The following is an 18,071-nucleotide window of genomic DNA, read 5'->3' as shown; positions in this document are numbered from 1 at the left end:
TCAGACCGCTTTCAAGTTGTTAGTAAGTTGCTGTTACCCATACTCTTAACATTCTCCCTCACACTCACAAACACCACCAACATTACATTTTAAATGCTCAATAAAATTGTTGATGTAAGCCGGTGCCTCTGGCTGATTGAGATGTGCTGCATACCAGGTTCTAAATAGACCTTTTTTAGTTACAGGAACCAGCTCTAAGTTGTTGTCAGAGAGATAAGGATCCACCATCCAACGGGCCATGACTTGAACTCCCAGACCGGCCTTGATCATTTGCAATACGGCATCGGTGACTTGTATCGGCATTACTTTTTTAGGTTTTACACCTTCCGGCATTAACACCTGATTGAATAAAGTTACCGACTCGATAGGGTAAGAATGTATGAACACATTCTGCTCACGAAAATCTTCTGCTTCCACATAAGGTTTTTTGGTCCATTCATGGCCAGTTGGTACTACCACCATCATTTCATCCCTAAAGAGCTCCGTATAAGTCAACGCAGGGTGATCATTATGATCACTGGTGATAGCCAAATCTAACTCTCCATCCAAAATGAGTTTATCCGGATTCTCAGTTACTCCTGGGAATATTTCAATATCTACTTTTGGAAATTCCTTATTGAAATCAATCATCAAAGTAGGCAGCCAGTGATAGCAGGTATAACACTGAGTCGCCAGTCGAACTAATCCCTTGTCGCCATTGACATATTTTTTTACAGAGTTTTCAGTTTTGTCAATTTCACTTAGAATCTTTTTAGCAGAGTCTAGGACTATTTGGCCCGCACCTGTCAATATCAGTTTCTTGTTAACACGATGAAAAAGCTGAGCGCCTAGATGTGTTTCAATTTCTTTGAGTTGATGGCTGAGGGCCGATTGAGATAGATAAAGGTTTTCCATGGCTTTGGTCAAGCTGCCTTTGTCAGCAACTTCCCGTACCAATTTGAGGTGACGTAGTTCCATTGGTTTGTTTTGAGGTATTAGTTTTATTCATGGAATTGACTAAATCAATTCATCCAATTCATGGAACGAAAAATTGGAGTCGGCGTTTCATTCCTCATCATTTAATTTTTAAGGTGGAGAATATTCCACCAAACTTTAAACATAATCGATATGGAAACACCAGCACTACATTTGAAAATTGCGAAGCTGAATGGACAAGGGTGCATTCAGATCGAACAACCGGATAAACTACAAAGAAGAACTGCCACCAGTGAATTCGACCTTGTAGATTATCTCAAAGAAGTAAAGACTCCTCATATAGGACTAATGTCTTTCATCAAATAGCCAACGAAAGTCTCGTTGGTGCTATCGCCAACGGGGTCATGTACGGTTGGCGATAGCCATTCTTACAACCAACAAATCAACACACTGATGAAACTAAAAAATCTACTCTCTCTATTGTTTTTGGCTACCCTTTGGGGACCTTCCTTTTTGTTTATCAAAATTGCTGTGGTCGAAATTTCACCAATTACCCTTGCTGCTTTAAGGATTGGATTGGCTGCTTTACTGCTGAATGTTTGGCTCCTGGTTAAGGGCTATGAATTCAATAGATCCTGGACATTTTGGAAACATGTGACCATTGCCGGTTTCTTTGCTCATGCGGTACCCTTTGCTTTAATCAATTGGGGTGAGCAATATATTGATAGTTCTATTGCGTCTATTCTAAACGGATTGACGCCTTTGGCGACAGTGCTGATAGCCAATTTTGCTATTGCAGATGAACGTATGACTGTCGAGCGTATTGTTGGCACTACCCTGGGCTTTATTGGCTTGTTGGTTTTGGTGTCGCCAGAGCTAGTATCTGGAGTGGACGCATCAGTATTAGGCATCGTGGCGGTAGCAGTGGCAGCCATATCCTACGGTGTGGCCTTGGTTTATTCAAGATTGCATCTGATGAAAGAAAAACCACTATATGCACCAAGTTCACAACTTCTAGTCACGTCCATTTATTTGATTCCTTTTGCCTTGATGGTTGAAGGTCCCGTAGCCTGGACTACACTTTCCTGGGAATCTATTGGATCCTTGGTCATATTGGGAACCCTGGGGACAGCTTTAGCTTTCGTGATTTATTATAAAATATTGGCTAGCGCAAGTGCATCCTATCTGTCTCTGGTCACTTATCTGATGCCGATTTATGGCGTGGCTTTAGGTGTGATTTTCTTGGATGAAATATTAGCTATCGAGGCTATAGTTGGGGCTGCTCTCATTCTCTTTGGAATAATGGTAGCCAACAAGACTATAAGCATTCCTTTAGGTAGGAAAGCAATTAAAGTGACTTAATTAAGTTTATCTTAGTTTGGTATAGATAGGCAGCCGACTAACGAGTCGGCTGCTGTTTTTTATTGACTTTCTGATTCGATTAATTCTTTGAGTAAAGTGAGGTTCTTCTCAAAATTCGACAACAACTTCTGGATAAGGAATCGCTTAAAAAGAAAGCCTAGAATTGGTTTTTCTTGATAATGAAACTCTACTTGAATCGTAGTGACTCCTTCACTTTCTTCTAAAATCAGATAAGAAGTAGCTTCTCTGAAAATTGGAATTTCCTGGGTCTTCTCTCCGTAGACTAGTTTCCCTTCTCCAAAGTCGTGAGTTACGGTTTCAAAACCTATGGTTTGGTTGCCAATGACACAAACATGTTGATAGCCTTTTTGGTTGACTATTCCTTTTTTGTATTTGAATTCATTCACATCCTTATTCCATAGTGCACGACGGTCCATGTTGGTAAGCCACTCAAAAACCAAAAATTTATCGGCTCGGATGTCGATTGTATAGGTGACGGGTTTGGCTATTAGTTTTTCTGTTGTTTTTTGTGGTGGTGCGGAGACACTTTTTTGCAAATAATCGAGGTTAAGGCTTCGATATTGAATATCTCCTAATTCCTCATAGCTATCCTCTCCTTGTATCATCTCCGTTGCGTTGGATGTAGGAGGTGATTCTTTTAGTAGGTGTTCTGTCAGTAGAAGGTATTCGTTTGACAGGACACTATTCTTCAGAAGTCGATGAACCCGAATCACAGATTCACCGAAAGGTTTCTCATTTCCTTTGACCTCAATCATCTGAGATGCTCCAGTATCCGCAATAAACTTAAGCTGCAAATCCACCGCAGCAGAGCATGCACCACACGGACAAATTCGCTGTGTTTCATAACGCTTCAAGTGATTGTGAAATGCGAGGTATGTAGTTTCAACTTGTTTTAGAATTTGATCCAGTGTAGGGATCTCTTTATTTTGATAGAAAAACACGGCATCTCCTTCCACCTCCGCAAGAGAAAGGCCTATTTGGTTGGAGTCGATAATCAGTTCAAGCAATTCAGCAATTATATGTTGACTGTGCTCCACTTCTACCTTTTTCACAAAAGAGGTAAATCCACTGATATCGGGGATGAAGAAAAAAGAGTGATTGGACATGTCTATCAGGATGAAGAATTTTCAACGAATCGTGCGGTCAATAGTTTTAGGATGAAGAACTCAGAAACTATTTATGGCTTCAATATAGAGCGTGTCAAGCTGACTTTCATAGTATATAAAGTCCTCAAAGATAGGTATCCACCCTTGTTTTATTCTCTTTAAAAATTTCTCTTCTTCTTCCTCACTTACGTCCACGCCAATTACATAAAAAGGACTTAACACATTCATATGAGACATCATGTTGCCCGCTTCTTTAGCATTTTGATTCAGTGTGGATTGTATGGAGTAGATTTCAGCCAGTTTTTTGTATACGTCATAGGATATGTGCTGACTGATTGCATTTTCTTGGGCTATTTGCCAGGCAAAATCTTTTACTCTTGAAGCACGCAGTTGTAAGTTTACTTTAAGAGGGGTCTCTACAAGTTCTGATCTGATCTTATTATGGTATTCTAATTTTTGAGATACCTCTTTGGCATTCTCTTCTATTTCAAGTTTTACCCCTTCGAGATAATGGCTTACCCTTTCCTGTTCAAGTCGATTATTGTAATAGGTATTTAACCCAAACGCCAGAAGAATCCCTAGCACTACGGTAAAAAATTCGATCAGGTGATTGGTCCATTTTATGTTGCTCATACTTCGCTTGACTATTTGGAACTGAAAAATAGCAAAGTTTTATCTATCTCATTGATGAATACAATGGGCAGAAAAACAAAAGGCTGAACTTGCGCTCAGCCTTTAATGGTCTCTTTTGACATTCTAGTTGGTACTATGTCCAGCTAGCAGACTCTAAAACAGTGCCTGAGCTGTCGTAGGAAGTATAGCTACCCGAGCCATTAGCATCCCATTCAAAAACCTGTTTTGCACCTGAATCTGTTTCATCATAATATACGACAGATCCGCTGCCGGTACTCTGATTGCTGGTGAGCTCATAGACCAGTACATTGTCAGACTTTATCGACATGGTTAGTTCGTCACCGACCAGGTTCCAGCTGACCAAATACGAGATACCCGATGTCAATTCCATAGACCCTGAGGTGCCGTCTTTTTTCTGCTCTAGACTAAGTACTTGCTCAAGTGTTGCTCCTTCTTGGTAGTAGACGTCAAGGTAGTAGTTGTTGTCATCTTCGCAGGCCTGATAGGCTACTGTAGCTTCATTTGCGGAGTACTCATAATAAGAGCATGAGCCAACTCCACCAGGAAGTGTAGAAGTAGTAGGTGTGGCATTCTCGACTCCGGCAAAGAATGAAGCTCCTATCGTTGCAAATGAAGTCGCGCTAATCACCATAGCGTTGGCTGCCTGTGCATAAGGGTCGCTCGAAGACGACATAGAAGAAGGAATTGTTGGCTCCAAGAGATCCATTGGGTTTTCAATGGTAACGTTGCTGTCGCTTCCGTCTTCATCTTCACTACAACCTGTGAAGGGTAAAATGGATATCAAATACAGGAAAATTAAAAAGGTTTGTTTCATGATTAAATTTTAAACTATTATGATTTTAAAAGTAAATCACCTTTCTCTCAAGCCTTTTGGCAAAACTAATCATCGAGTTGAACCTCCCTGTGGTAAAAAACGGACATTCTTAGAATGATAGACTAGTTGGCCCAAATCGAGGAGGCTTCGGATGAGCGATTGTTTCTAAAATCAAAGAGATTTAGTCCGAGATAATGCTTAAACGTTTTAGCCATGTGTTGAACATCATAGAAACCAAACTCATGTGCGATCTCATGCGCCGGTTTTTGAGGATTGGCCTTAGATAATGCGTAGGCTTGGTTAACTCGTACAATATTGATGTAATTTTTTGGAGACGTGCCAACAAACTCCTTGCACAAACGGTTGAGGGTTTTCTCTGAAACGCACATCTTGTCCGCCAATTCGTTTACTTGATAATTACAAGTAGGGACAATAGAGGCTAGACGAGCATGGCTGATTCGTTGATCGAAATCAATTGATTTGAAATGTGGTCTTAGGTAATCGAGTAAAAGTGAAAGTTTATTCTCTACTCCTTCTACAACATTGATGGCCCCTACTACTTCTTGTTCATTGACGGATAAAAAATTATTAATAGGGAGAGTTTTTCCTCGAAAACCGTAGGGAGATTCTCCAAACAAACTCAAAAACCCATTAGACGTCAGGTCTATTCCTATTGACTCAATTGGATCACTAAAGTGCAATACAGCCCGAGAATCCTTCATCGTCCCATTAATGGAAATGAGTGGAGAAGCCATCTTACCTTCGCCAACAAGCTCTATTTGTACCTTGCCTTTCAGTAAGACTACAAAAAATGGAAACGGCCGAGGTAAGTAAACCTCTTCCAACTGTTCCACCCCCACGTATGAATACCACATCTTATTGATGTAAGGTTGCATTTCAGGGGGTAGTACGGCCTCTTGATAGAGGAATTGGCTGGTTAAGTCTCTCATACAGGAGGCAATTTGCAAAAAATCACATATTTCTCCTATACTGGCCGCCTACTTCAAATAGCGCATTGGTTATTTGCCCAAGCGAGCAATGTTTCACACACTCCATCAAAGCCTCAAAAATGTTCTCGTTGTGTACTGCAGTTTCTTGCAATTTTTTCAACGCATCAGATGCAGAGTTTTCACTGAATTCATGCAAGCTCTGGAGCATTTCTATTTGATACTCTTTCTCGTCAGTTGTGGCTCGAATGACCTCCTGAGGAATAACGGTTGGCGAGCCTTTAGATGATAAGAATGTATTTACCCCTATGATTGGGAATTCACCGGTATGCTTCAATGTCTCATAATAAAGACTCTCCTCTTGAATTTTGCTTCGTTGATACATGGTTTCCATGGCGCCAAGGACACCACCTCTTTCTGTGATTCTGTCGAATTCAGCCAATACCGCTTCTTCCACCAAATCGGTCAACTCTTCAATGATGAATGAACCTTGAATTGGGTTTTCATTTTTGGCCAACCCGAGCTCTCTATTGATGATCAACTGGATCGCCATGGCACGTCTAACGGATTCCTCTGTAGGAGTAGTAATGGCTTCATCGTAAGCATTGGTATGCAATGAATTACAGTTGTCGTAAATCGCATAAAGAGCTTGTAAAGTAGTTCGGATATCATTAAAATCGATCTCCTGAGCATGAAGCGACCTGCCACTGGTCTGGATGTGATATTTCAACATTTGTGAGCGGCTATCGGCACCATATTTCAGTTTCATAGCTTTCGCCCAAATTCTTCTCGCCACACGTCCGATCACTGCATATTCAGGGTCTATCCCGTTAGAAAAGAAGAAGGATAAATTCGGAGCGAATTTGTTGATATCCATGCCGCGTGACACGTAGTATTCCACGAACGTGAAACCGTTTGAAAGGGTCAAAGCCAACTGTGTAATAGGATTCGCGCCGGCTTCTGCAATGTGGTAGCCTGAAATGGAGACCGAGTAGAAGTTTCTTACGTTTTGATCAATGAAGTACTGCTGTACATCACCCATCACACGAAGCGAAAATTCGGTAGAGAAAATACAAGTATTCTGTGCTTGATCTTCTTTTAGGATGTCCGCTTGGACTGTTCCTCTTACCTTAGCCAGAGTCTCTACTTTGATTTTATTGTAGACATCAGCATCTAGGACCTGATCACCGGTTACACCCAGAAGCATCAGACCTAAGCCATCATTGCCTTCGGGCAAATCGCCATTATATCTTGGTCGCTTATCAGCTCTGCCTTTATAGATGGCTGCAATTTTCTTTTCTATTTCCTTCTCAAGTCCGTTTTCTTTGATGTACAACTCGCACTGTTGATCTATGGCCGCGTTCATGAAGAAAGCAGCAATAGTGGCCGCAGGGCCATTGATGGTCATCGACACAGATGTGGTTGGCGCAGAAAGGTTGAAGCCTGAGTATAACTTTTTGGCATCGTCCAGACAGCAAATGTTTACGCCAGAGTTTCCGATTTTACCATAAATATCTGGACGGTGATCTGGGTCTTCACCATAGAGTGTTACTGAATCAAAGGCGGTAGAAAGTCTGGCTGCAGGAAGTCCTTTAGAAACATAATGGAACCTTCGGTTGGTTCTCTCTGGCCCTCCTTCTCCTGCAAACATTCTTGTAGGATCTTCGCCTTGTCTTTTGAAAGGGAATACGCCTGCGGTGTAGGGAAATTCACCAGGCACATTTTCTTGCAAGTTCCACTTCAATACATCACCCCAGCCTTCATATTTCGGTAATGAAACCTTTGGGATTTTGGTGTGAGAAAGGGACTCCGATTTGGTTTGAACCTTAATGTCTTTGCCTCTGACCTGATAGACAAATTCATCAGAGTTGTAGTTGTCCACCTTGGCTTGCCATTCATCAAGAATTTGCTGGTTTCTCGGGTCGAAATCTAATGCAGTTTCTTTATATAGCTCCTTGAGCTTTTTATTGAGTCCTTCATCCTGCGACAAACGCATGGTTTTGTCAATTCCATACAGGTTTTGGGCAATTTCTTTTTGCTTCTCTACCCACTGATCATACTCACGGATACTGTCTGAAATTTCTGATAAGTATCGTGTTCTTTTAGGAGGAATGATGAATACCTTCTCAGACATTTCTTCAGATGCTTGAAAAGAAGATTTTAAATCGGCACCCGTTTTCTCAGCTATTGAATCCATGATCACTCTGTAGAGTTTGTTCATGCCCGGATCGTTGAACTGCGAGGCGATGGTTCCGAAAACTGGAAGGTCATCCACGTTGGCATCGAAGAGCTGATGGTTTCGTTGGTATTGTTTTTTCACATCGCGAAGGGCATCGAGAGCTCCTCTTTTGTCGAATTTGTTGAGCGCGATAATATCCGCAAAATCAAGCATATCGATTTTTTCCAGCTGAGTGGCTGCTCCATATTCGGGGGTCATCACATAAAGTGATAGATCGGAATGCTCGATGATCTCGGTGTCAGATTGTCCAATTCCACTGGTTTCAAGAATCACCAAATCATAACCCGCTGTTTTCACGACATTCACAGCTTCCTGCACATATTTTGAAAGTGCAAGGTTCGACTGTCTAGTCGCAAGAGATCTCATATATACTCTTGAATTGTTGATAGCATTCATCCGAATACGATCACCAAGCAAAGCTCCTCCTGTTTTTCTTTTTGAGGGATCTACTGAAATGATGGCAATTTTTTTGTCTTCGAAGTCAATGAGGAATCTCCTTACTAGTTCATCAACGAGAGAAGATTTTCCTGCGCCTCCTGTACCAGTAATGCCTAACACTGGAGTTTTCGAGGTTTCAGACTTTTGGTCAATATCTTTTAGTAAATCAGCGGATTGCTCAGGAAAGTTTTCAGCTGCCGAAATGATTCGGGCTATTGATTTGGCATCTTGTTCATTTACTTGTTTGAATTCACCATTTAAGTTTTCTCCAATAGCAAAGTCGCTGGATTTGACCATATCGTTAATCATGCCCTGTAGTCCCATGGCACGACCATCATCTGGAGAATAGATTCTTGAAATCCCGTATTGATGCAATTCATCAATTTCCGTAGGCAGGATGGTTCCACCTCCACCACCAAAGATTTTGATGTGACCACTTCCATTTTCTTTTAGCAGATCGTACATGTATTTGAAATACTCTACATGCCCACCTTGATAGGAAGTAATGGCTATGGCTTGTGCGTCCTCTTGAATCGCACAATTCACAATTTCATTTACTGAACGGTTGTGCCCAAGGTGAATCACCTCTACTCCAGTAGATTGGATAATTCTTCGCATAATATTGATAGCAGCATCATGGCCGTCAAATAGCGATGCTGCCGTAACGATACGAATGTGATTTTTGGGTTGATATGGAGCGATTTTGTCTTGGGTCATACCTGTGAATTTTTAAGACCGCAAAACTAACCAATAAATTATTTTCGCTGATTGATTTAGGGAAAGGAGTTTTGTCAAAAAGCCACCCTATAATCGAATAGGCTCAATTATCTGGTCTGTTAATCAAAAATTCGAAATTCTGAAACGAGAATTTTCGCTAAAAATGCCAATTAGATCTAGATGTATCTTTCAAGCTTAAATGAAGTTTTTTGAACCTCGCCGTCTCGTACATACTTTATTACAATTTTTTTACCTGGTTTATTTCTCAGTAAAGTGGAGAAATCTGAGAATTTTAGACTTTCCAAAGAGTAACCATTGATTGATTCAATTTGATCACCTGGACGAATTCCTGCTCTGTAAGCCGGGGAGTCATCCCGTACGTGATTGACTTTTAGCTCATCTAATTGTTCTCCATAGGCAGCTATATTCATACCGCTCATGTCATGCTCGAATCCCTGATGATACATTTTGCTCTTTCTCAAATAGAGATAGCCTCCAAAATAATCGAACGCTACATTGAACCTGCTGAGCAGTTCTCCTCCGATTGTGCCATTTCTACTGCCTCTTTTAATGGCTTCTCCATAATCTCCACTAACAGGAAACGAAGCTATAGGCTCTTCAAACTCAAACTTCCCCATTTTAATGGAGGTCATTCGTCCAAGATAGCCTTGGATATTACCTCCAAGCCCTCGCCCAATTACGGAGGTAATGTTTTGCTTTGGAATTAATGAATCATCTTCAGGATTGTCGAGTAAGACCGCGTGGCTTGCTCCTGAATCAACCATCAAATGCATGCGGCGTCCTTCGTTTTCATTTTTCATGATTGTCAACTCAACATAAGGTTTTGTGTTGACTACTTTCATTGGAATTCTTTTATAAGATCTTTTAGCTCTAAATTTCTTCGGTTCGTGAAGTACCAAATAATTTTCGTCGTAATTGATCTCGACAATGAATCGACTGAAAATGTCATACCCAATCACTCCGAATACATCAGTTCCTAAGTTGTTTCTAAGTTTCAAATAATCTTCTTCAAGCACGAGGAGTGCTTGATTTATTCCTGAGTCTATACCTCCTGGTAGACTCAGTGTTATTTGCTGAGCCACTTTGGCTTTTATTGAATCAGCTGACCCCGGACCCTGAATGGTAATATTTCGAGTGTAGTTTAGGTTGAGATAATCCCCAAACATTTTCTCGGTGAGGATTGGATATTGAACCCCTGTGTCTAAAATAAATTTAAGAGTTAAAGAATGATTGATGGTGACCGGAATTACCATGAGGTTGTTATACCGCTCGAAAGGGATGATGACCTTGTGGACATCTGGTGGCATGTCAAATCCGATCTGTTGAGACGTACCTAGCCTTGCTATAAAAAGTAAGAAAAATAATATGCAGTATGTTCTCAATTGTTTCATATCTCTCGCCTCGGTGTCTGAATATTTAACAATTCGGGACAGAAGAATCCCTTACAGAAACTAATAATTTACAATAAAAAACGTCAAATAGCTATATAAGCGGCAGATAATTAGGATGAATGTCAAATTCTTACAGCATAGAAAATGAATAAGCTACGGGTTTCCTGTCATCTTTTTACATTTGCAAAAAAAGCCCTATGCTAAGACGACCGAGAAGAAACAGAAAGACTGCAGCAATTAGAAGTATGGTGGAGGAGAATAAGCTCTCTACTTCGGATTTTATGTATCCGATGTTTTTGTTGGAGGGTAAGTCCAAATCCATTGAGGTGGAATCTATGCCCGGTATTCATAGGCTGTCGATTGACTTAATGTTGAAGGAAATAGAGGCTTGTCTGAATCTCGGAATTAGATCCTTCGATATTTTTCCAGTAGTAGATGAAAAGCATAAGGATAAACTAGCAACTCAAAGCCACAACCCTGATTTTTTCTATTTGAAGGCCCTGGAAGAGATTAAAAATAAATTTCCAGAGGCATGCATAATGACGGATGTAGCGATGGATCCATATAGTACAGATGGTCATGATGGGGTCGTGGACGAAGATGGCAGTATACTCAATGATGAATCGCTGGAAATATTGGGGGCTATGGCTCTCGCTCAAGCAGAAACAGGAATAGATATTATAGGCCCATCGGACATGATGGATGGGAGAGTTGAATACATCAGAGATATTTTGGACGACAACGGTTATGAAGATACTTCAATTATGTCTTACACCGCAAAGTATGCAAGTGCTTTTTATGGGCCATTTCGAGATGCTTTAGATTCTGCTCCTAAGTCTGGAGATAAAAAGACCTATCAGATGAACCCTGCCAATTTGCGCGAAGCTATTATAGAAGCAGAGTTGGACGAAGAAGAAGGTGCAGATTTTCTTATGGTCAAACCTGCTTTGGCTTATTTGGATGTGATAAAGCTTTTGAGAGATAATTTTGACCTTCCTATTACCGCATATAATGTTTCGGGTGAATATGCCATGATCAAAGCTGCAGCACAAAAGGGTTGGTTGGATAATGATGCTACGATGATGGAGGCCCTATTGAGTATGAAGCGAGCTGGGGCTAAAGTAATCTTGACTTATTTTGCTAAGGAAGCTGCTCAGCTGATGAAATAAAAAAACACCTTCTCAAGATCTGAGAAAGTGTTTCAAAATTCCAATTCATACGACCTATCCCGAATCTTTCCAATAGCTAATTAATTCGGACCTTGCGGTAATTTCTTGAGTTTAAAAGAAAACCCAAGTTCTATTCCCGAACTTGGATTCTCATAAACTGCGCTTTCTTGATACAAGTATATAAAGCAAAATCTTAGCTAAATTTTATATTCGACCGAAAGGTAATCAGGCTCGATCACTGCCTATGAAAAAACGTTGATTCGATCAGAAGAAGGCGAGCTTCGATCAATGAGCGTATTTGAGGGACAAGAAATTCTAAAGGTCTAAATAAACTCCATGACGCCAGATTTGCTCATTGAATTGAGAAATCTAAGTCTAGAAATGAGCTTATTTCTGAAGTCAACCGTCAGGTTAGAGAATTGGTCTAAAATGACAAAATTGTGAGACTGGTTACTATTTCTAATAGTGTCTATGTATTGTTCTTTATCTCCGAACTGATATTCTTTCTCAGCGGGATTGTACCAAATAAACTCAGTCTTCATTCTAGTTGGGATAGTAGAATTAGTAAATGGAATATTCCAAAAATACAAAAAAGGAGGAATTATAAAAAATGGTATAAAAGTAAAATTATTGAGGCATGGCAAGAGAAGGTCGTGACGACCATTGCCATGAAATTAGAGCCCCGGAAATCAAGTGCCAGACCCCCCACCAGGCGGCTATTATGGCCATGCCTCCCAATCCATTGAAATATTCAAAAATGATAACCAGAGCAAGGCCAGAATTTTGAATCCCTGTTTCTATTGTTATACTCCGTGTATCGGCCTGCCCTAGGTTAAAAATTTTAGATAATGAAAAGCCTGTGGTTAGGGCCAGCGCATTATGGATCAGAACAAGAAAAAGAAAATTCAGGATGTAATTGACAAAGTGGTCAAAATTTGACGATAGTGCACCAACCACGAATCCAGCAAAAATTATAATGGAAAGACGCTTGATAGGTTTAGCTATTCTTAACGTGGTTTTTGGGAATTTTTTACTGACATACATGCCTAAGGATAATGGAATAACCAGTATAAAAATAACCGTTACGATCACATCTAATAGGTTAAGTTCTACAGCTTGTAAAATGGCAGAAGTTGGTTCATATTGATTGGCCCAAAACATAAAATTTAATGGCGTAGCTAAAAATGCAAGGGAAGAAGTAATGGCGGTTAAACTAACTGATAAAGCTACGTTTCCATCAGAGAGACTCGCGTAAAAATTAGAGACATTACCACCAGGACAAGCTGCCACCAGCATCATACCCAATGCCATGCTAGGGGATGGTTCTAAAAAGTACACTAGAATAAATGTAAGTAATGGTAGCAGTAGGAGTTGTGAAGCTAACCCAATGAAAATAGCTTTTGGCGACTTTAATAGATATTTAAAATGCTCAATTTTTAAATCTAGAGCTACTCCAAACATTATCAAGGCAATACATGCATTCAGCAAAAGCAAAGACTCTCTGTTGAAAGAGAGGACAACATGATCCAAATTTTCGTACATAATAATCGGAATAAGCCCGCAATATATTAGATCATGGTGAAATATTCTAACCGGCCAGTTTAGCGGCGTAGGCCTCGGAGTCGGCCAGTACACGGAGTGCCTCCTTTATTTCTTCATCCTTGTTGAGAGCTGCTTCCACCTGTCCAGAGGTGTAGTAATACCTCAATATGATTTGCTTTTCGAGCATGGACTTTATCTCTGGCTCAAACGCTGTGAGCCCGTTAGATTTTATTTTTTCAACTGAGGCCGTGATGTCTTCTATTTCTGTGATCAGCTTATTGTAAACATCATCTTCGGTAGCGGCTTGCTTCAGCACTTCCAGAGTATTTTCTACTTGAGAGGGATTGTCGAAAGTTTTGGGTTCCATCCATTTCATAAATGCTAAATACTCATCATTAGAAAGAGCAAACCGCTGAGGGCTTTCTATACTATCATGTTCGTAGTAGTACTTGGTTGCATAGTCGAAGATTAGTCCGCTTTCAGATAGGTTTTTTGCGAATGAAGAGGGGGTAACCTCATCCACAAAAATATCAGGATATATTCCATCGCCGTCATAAACCACACGATTGTTGGTTGTTCTAAATTCAGTTTTTAGCGAATCGGCCATTTTGGTAGCACTTCCGTCAGCATTCTTTTTGGCATAGTCGAGCGCTTGAATACACCTTCCACTTGGGATATAATATTTGGCTGTAGTTACCTTTAGTTGAGAGTTGAATGACAGTTTTCTTGAGACCTGAACCAAACCTTTACCATATGATTTTTGTCCTATGATTACTCCACGGTCGTAGTCCTGCAGTACTCCAGAAACTATCTCCGACGCTGAAGCACTGCCATTGTTGATTATAACGGCAATTGGAATGTTTAAATCCAAGGGTTCAGTCTTGGCCTCATAAGAATGGCTCTGCGCATCTATTTTTCCTTTTGTGTCAACTATTTTGGAACCCTTGGGCACAAACAAGTTGCAAATGTCTACAGCTTCATTGAGCAAACCCCCTGGGTTTTCTCTTAAGTCAATGATAAGGCTGGTGGCACCCTCTTCCTTTAGTTCAATGACAGTTTTCTTTACATCCTCGGCCGCATCCCTTGTGAACTCGCTGAGTCTTAAATAACCCGTAGAGTTTTCAAGCACTGTACTGTAGCTGATATTCGGAATGGTAATTTTTTCTCTTTTGGTAAGAAAGCTTAGTTCTTCAGTATTATTTCGCAAGACGTCTACTTTGATGTCGGAACCAGATTGGCCTTTCATGAGCTTTCCTGCTTGCTCGTCGGACAAATTAGCCAATGGTACTCCGTCTACTTCTGTAATCACATCACCGATTTTTATTCCAGCGTTCATGGCAGGAGAATTCTCATAGAGGTTCAATACAATATGCTTTTCATTGATTTTATTGGATTGAATACCTAGACCACCATATTCTCCCGTGGCGTTGGTTCTGAAGTCTTCTATATCATCTTCTGGAATATAGACTGTATATGGGTCTAACTTTTCAAGCATAGCATCTATGCTAGTTTTAATTAGTGTATTAGGATTTACATCGTCGACATAGTACTTATTCACTTCGGAATATAAAGAGGCAAAAATCTCCAGATTCTTCGCCATTTCGAAATGCTTATCGTCCGAGGAAAATGCAAAAATCCCAAATAGTAGTGTTGGAACTGCAAGTCCTATCGCTATTACATTTTTTACCTTACCCTTCAATTTCATATTTATACTATACGAGAAAATGAGATTTTGTTGCCAATTGTATTTTTCAGGCTGAAATACCAGAGATTCAGCTAGCCAAAAATAAGAATTAATTAGGTAAGCTGCTTTTTCAACATGAATTTGAAATATTTCTATTATCAATAATAATGAAGGAGATAATTTTTAAATTAATGGTTTCGTACAAAAGCTCACACCATGACTACTACCTTATTCAGAACTAATCTACTCATTTTCTCATTGGGGTTATTATTTGTAACTCAACATACAATGGCTCAAGAGTCGATATCCACAGAGAGACCTACCCTTTCTATTGGTCCTTGGGTGTTGCCGGAGAATAGTCTTCAATGGGAACAAGGGGCACAGTATTCTGATATCAAAGGCAACGAATGGGCCTATGATGCTTTCATTAGAGCCTCTATTTCCAGGTCTGCAGAAATTAGGTTTTTGGTTCCTACGCTGGAGAGCAGAGAGGTGATAGCTGGGGTGAAGTGGATGATGGTTCAACCAAGAGACGGCAAATTGGGTGTTGGATTTACTATGGACGTGGGCAATGAAAACGGTGGGCTAAACCTTGTTGGGTATCGAGCCTCATTTGAAAAGAGTTTGGCTGATAATTTGACTGGTTATTTTAATACTGGTTACACATCAGGAGGTTATTTTGGTGATTTAACCTTAGCCTATGGAATTGGAGATAAAGTGACAGTTACAGGCGAGTACTGGCATCATGAAGACTGGAAGCAATTGCATACTTCTTTTATTTACCTAATCAATTCTGAAACGCAGATAGATTTGAATGGCGGATACTTATTGGATGCTGGAAATGACTATACTTTCGGTTTAGGTATTTCTAGAAGGTTCAAATACAACGGGCCAAGAAACGATGGTTAACTCACTTCTAAGGACGACTGGCTGGCTTTCATGATTAACTTTCGAAACAAAACTTTTGTTGTTATTACACTAGTGCTAGTAGCACTAAGTGCTTTTTTCATATATGACTTGATGAGTTATATGAATGAGAGAGAGGAAAAAAGCATTGAAGTAGGGAATGAATCTTTGCGGCAAGTGCAAAGCGAAGTTGAGGAAATCCTGAATGGTGTAATTGATGAAGGAGCGAAGCTAAAAAAAATTGTAGAAAACCAGAAGCTGACGACAGAGGAGGTAAGAACATTAGTAGAAAAAAGTAGCAGAGATTTATTTTATCTACAAGCTGTGGCCATTGCTTATGAACCTTATGAGTTCGACTCTACGAGAACGCTTTTTGCTCCTTTTTATGACAAACGTCAAGGTAGAGTTATTCAACTCGAGGAAAAGTATGATTATACTGTAGATACCGTTGCGACCAATATTTGGTACCATGGGCCTCTTCAAAACGAAGCACCAGAATGGAGTGATCCATTCTTTGGTACTGCCGCTAAAGTCTTGGTAGCAGATTATGGACTACCATTTTATCTCGATGGATCAAATAAGCCCTCTGGAGTGATATCTCTTATTATGGACCTCAAAAAACTGGGGGCAAAAATGGACTCACTGGCGATTGGTTCGACTGGAACGGCCATGATTTTTTCTGAAAGTGGCCATGTTGTGGCGCACCCCATTTCCGAGTACATACTAGATGTGGATTTACAATCTGTAGCTGAAGAATTGGGTTTGGCAGATGTGGTGGATATCATGCTACTGACTAAAGAGGGATATACTGACTATACCAGATACCTGGGAAGAACGGTTTATGCCTTTTATGCTGAGATTCCTCACGTCGAGTGGAAAACGCTTGTTGTATTCAATTCTGAAGATTTGCTGGGACAAGCAGAAAAGTTGCATTTCAAATTGATTAGAATTTGTCATGGCTTATCTGGTATAGTTTTCATGCTTTTTCTTTTTGTTATCAGTCCTAAGGCAAGCATCAACCGAAAGCTTTGGTCCATTTCAGTGTGTCTATCGATCATTATCGTAGTTAACATTATGGTGATGTGGTATCTAAACCTCAACTTTAATAGTTCTCGAGGCTCAAGTAATGAAGTTTTCATTGACAATCGAACCAGCTTGGCTGCCTTTATCAATAGTGAGAATCAAAAAGTGTCGCAGTTGGGGTTACAAAAATTTATTCCTGTAGCAACTGGTATTTTCGTAGAAGAATTTGAGTTTAGAGACTCTTATAATGTGATTATTAGAGGAGAAGTCTGGCAAAAGTGGCCTAAACACTTAGCAAGGTTTTATGATGCAGGTATTCGTTTTCCTCAAGAGGCTTTAGCAGCGAGAACATTAATCACCAAGGTTTCAGAAAAGGAAGACAAGAATTTTGTAACTCATACCTGGACGGTCAAGGTAATGCTGAAAATGCCATTTGACTATTCAAAGTACCCGTTTGACGTCCGAGATGTAAAGATCGAAATTATGTATCCAGATGTAGAATCAGGGATATTACTTGTGCCAGATGTAGATGGTTATTCTGATATTCTGCCTTATAGCTCTCCAGGTATTAATAAGGATATCTATCTCAATGATTCGCAACTGATGTCCACACAATTTTCATTCAATTTGGTGAATTTTCATGATCGATTTGGGAATAAAAGATTCAATGGGTTGAATCAATTCCCCATCATGAAATATTCAATTAATCTCAAGAGAAGACTACTGAATGTGATGGTAATGAATATCATTCCAATTTCGGTAGTTGCTTCCATGATTTTTCTGATTTTTTATAGCCTTACTAAAGATGAAGATGACAAGTCAGGTGTAAGCATGATGGGAGCAGTGCAAAGTTCGGCCGGATTTTTCTTTGTCCTTCTTGTCGCTCACATTGGTTTAAGAAGACGGTTGAGTACGCCTTCATTGACCTATATTGAGAGTTTTTACCTCACCATGTATGTTATTTTGGCCTTATTGGCGATCAACGTAGTTGCGTTTACTAAGAGTAAGGTACAATCTGGATTATTGCATTATGAGGACAATCTGATTGTAAAGATTTCTTATTGGCCAGTCCTGTTATTTACCTGGATGGTAATTACACTTTTAGTATTTTATAGTTAGAAA

At 40.0% G+C, this 18,071-nt stretch carries 15 protein-coding genes; 5 read left to right on the top strand and 10 right to left on the bottom strand.

The genetic code is table 11. The features are described from left to right. Nucleotides 1-45: 45 nt before the first annotated feature. Nucleotides 46-957, bottom strand: a complete 912-nt coding sequence (locus ACO6S2_RS01350) for a LysR family transcriptional regulator (protein WP_422360719.1) — start codon at nt 955-957, stop codon at nt 46-48. A gap of 150 nt (nt 958-1,107) precedes the next feature. Here ACO6S2_RS01350 and ACO6S2_RS01345 point away from each other — a divergent pair, with 150 nt between their 5' ends. Together ACO6S2_RS01345 and ACO6S2_RS01340 are read left to right on the top strand one after the other, a co-directional pair. Beyond that, on the top strand, nt 1,108-1,281 hold the full coding sequence (locus ACO6S2_RS01345) for a hypothetical protein (RefSeq protein ID WP_422360718.1): 174 nt from the start codon (nt 1,108-1,110) through the stop codon (nt 1,279-1,281). Nucleotides 1,282-1,368: 87 nt separating this feature from the next. Further along, entirely contained in the window at nt 1,369-2,277 is a 909-nt protein-coding gene (locus ACO6S2_RS01340) for a DMT family transporter (RefSeq protein WP_422360717.1), read from the top strand. 59 nt (nt 2,278-2,336) lie between these two features. On the opposite strand, the gene ACO6S2_RS01335 is transcribed toward ACO6S2_RS01340, so the two are convergent. The 6 genes from ACO6S2_RS01335 to ACO6S2_RS01310 all read right to left on the bottom strand — a co-directional run bounded on the left by ACO6S2_RS01335 (nt 2,337) and on the right by ACO6S2_RS01310 (nt 10,541). After that, on the bottom strand, nt 2,337-3,404 hold the full coding sequence (locus tag ACO6S2_RS01335; protein WP_422360716.1) for a DUF2652 domain-containing protein: 1,068 nt from the start codon (nt 3,402-3,404) through the stop codon (nt 2,337-2,339). A 60-nt stretch (nt 3,405-3,464) separates the two neighbouring features. Further along, on the bottom strand, nt 3,465-4,037 hold the full coding sequence (locus ACO6S2_RS01330; protein ID WP_422360715.1) for a hypothetical protein: 573 nt from the start codon (nt 4,035-4,037) through the stop codon (nt 3,465-3,467). Between the two features lie 133 nt (nt 4,038-4,170). Beyond that, nucleotides 4,171-4,872: a hypothetical protein gene (locus tag ACO6S2_RS01325; RefSeq protein ID WP_422360714.1), complete on the bottom strand. Its 702-nt coding sequence runs from the start codon at nt 4,870-4,872 to the stop codon at nt 4,171-4,173. Between the two features lie 122 nt (nt 4,873-4,994). Further along, entirely contained in the window at nt 4,995-5,822 is an 828-nt protein-coding gene (locus ACO6S2_RS01320) for a helix-turn-helix domain-containing protein (RefSeq protein WP_422360713.1), read from the bottom strand. Nucleotides 5,823-5,844: 22 nt separating this feature from the next. Continuing rightward, nucleotides 5,845-9,213, bottom strand: coding sequence for a methylmalonyl-CoA mutase family protein (locus ACO6S2_RS01315; RefSeq protein WP_422360712.1), 3,369 nt, complete (start codon nt 9,211-9,213; stop codon nt 5,845-5,847). Between the two features lie 176 nt (nt 9,214-9,389). After that, a complete protein-coding gene (locus tag ACO6S2_RS01310; RefSeq protein ID WP_422360711.1) occupies nt 9,390-10,541 on the bottom strand; it encodes an aspartyl protease family protein in 1,152 nt (383 codons plus the stop codon). Between the two features lie 281 nt (nt 10,542-10,822). Here ACO6S2_RS01310 and hemB point away from each other — a divergent pair, with 281 nt between their 5' ends. Then, nucleotides 10,823-11,794, top strand: a complete 972-nt coding sequence (gene hemB, locus ACO6S2_RS01305; protein ID WP_422360710.1) for a porphobilinogen synthase — start codon at nt 10,823-10,825, stop codon at nt 11,792-11,794. Between the two features lie 323 nt (nt 11,795-12,117). On the opposite strand, the gene ACO6S2_RS01300 is transcribed toward hemB, so the two are convergent. The 3 genes from ACO6S2_RS01300 to ACO6S2_RS01290 all read right to left on the bottom strand — a co-directional run bounded on the left by ACO6S2_RS01300 (nt 12,118) and on the right by ACO6S2_RS01290 (nt 15,041). Further along, the gene (locus ACO6S2_RS01300) at nt 12,118-12,336 is read right to left on the bottom strand and encodes a hypothetical protein (protein WP_422360709.1); all 219 of its coding nucleotides are present in this window, start codon (nt 12,334-12,336) and stop codon (nt 12,118-12,120) included. Nucleotides 12,337-12,421: 85 nt separating this feature from the next. Continuing rightward, complete coding sequence (locus ACO6S2_RS01295; RefSeq protein WP_422360708.1) at nt 12,422-13,336, bottom strand: bile acid:sodium symporter family protein; 915 nt, start codon at nt 13,334-13,336, stop codon at nt 12,422-12,424. Between the two features lie 46 nt (nt 13,337-13,382). Continuing rightward, nucleotides 13,383-15,041 carry a S41 family peptidase gene (locus ACO6S2_RS01290; RefSeq protein WP_422360707.1) on the bottom strand — a complete coding sequence of 553 codons (1,659 nt, stop codon included), beginning with the start codon at nt 15,039-15,041 and terminating at the stop codon, nt 13,383-13,385. Between the two features lie 195 nt (nt 15,042-15,236). Here ACO6S2_RS01290 and ACO6S2_RS01285 point away from each other — a divergent pair, with 195 nt between their 5' ends. Together ACO6S2_RS01285 and ACO6S2_RS01280 are read left to right on the top strand one after the other, a co-directional pair. After that, on the top strand, nt 15,237-15,929 hold the full coding sequence (locus ACO6S2_RS01285; RefSeq protein ID WP_422360706.1) for a hypothetical protein: 693 nt from the start codon (nt 15,237-15,239) through the stop codon (nt 15,927-15,929). 30 nt (nt 15,930-15,959) lie between these two features. Next, a complete protein-coding gene (locus ACO6S2_RS01280) occupies nt 15,960-18,068 on the top strand; it encodes a PDC sensor domain-containing protein (RefSeq protein WP_422360705.1) in 2,109 nt (702 codons plus the stop codon). Nucleotides 18,069-18,071 lie beyond the last annotated feature (3 nt).

Source organism: Reichenbachiella sp. (genome assembly GCF_965233835.1).
Taxonomy (GTDB): Bacteria; Bacteroidota; Bacteroidia; order Cytophagales; family Cyclobacteriaceae; genus Reichenbachiella.
The sequence above is the reverse complement of the archived record's forward strand: the minus strand, read 5'-3'. Positions and strand labels throughout refer to the sequence as shown.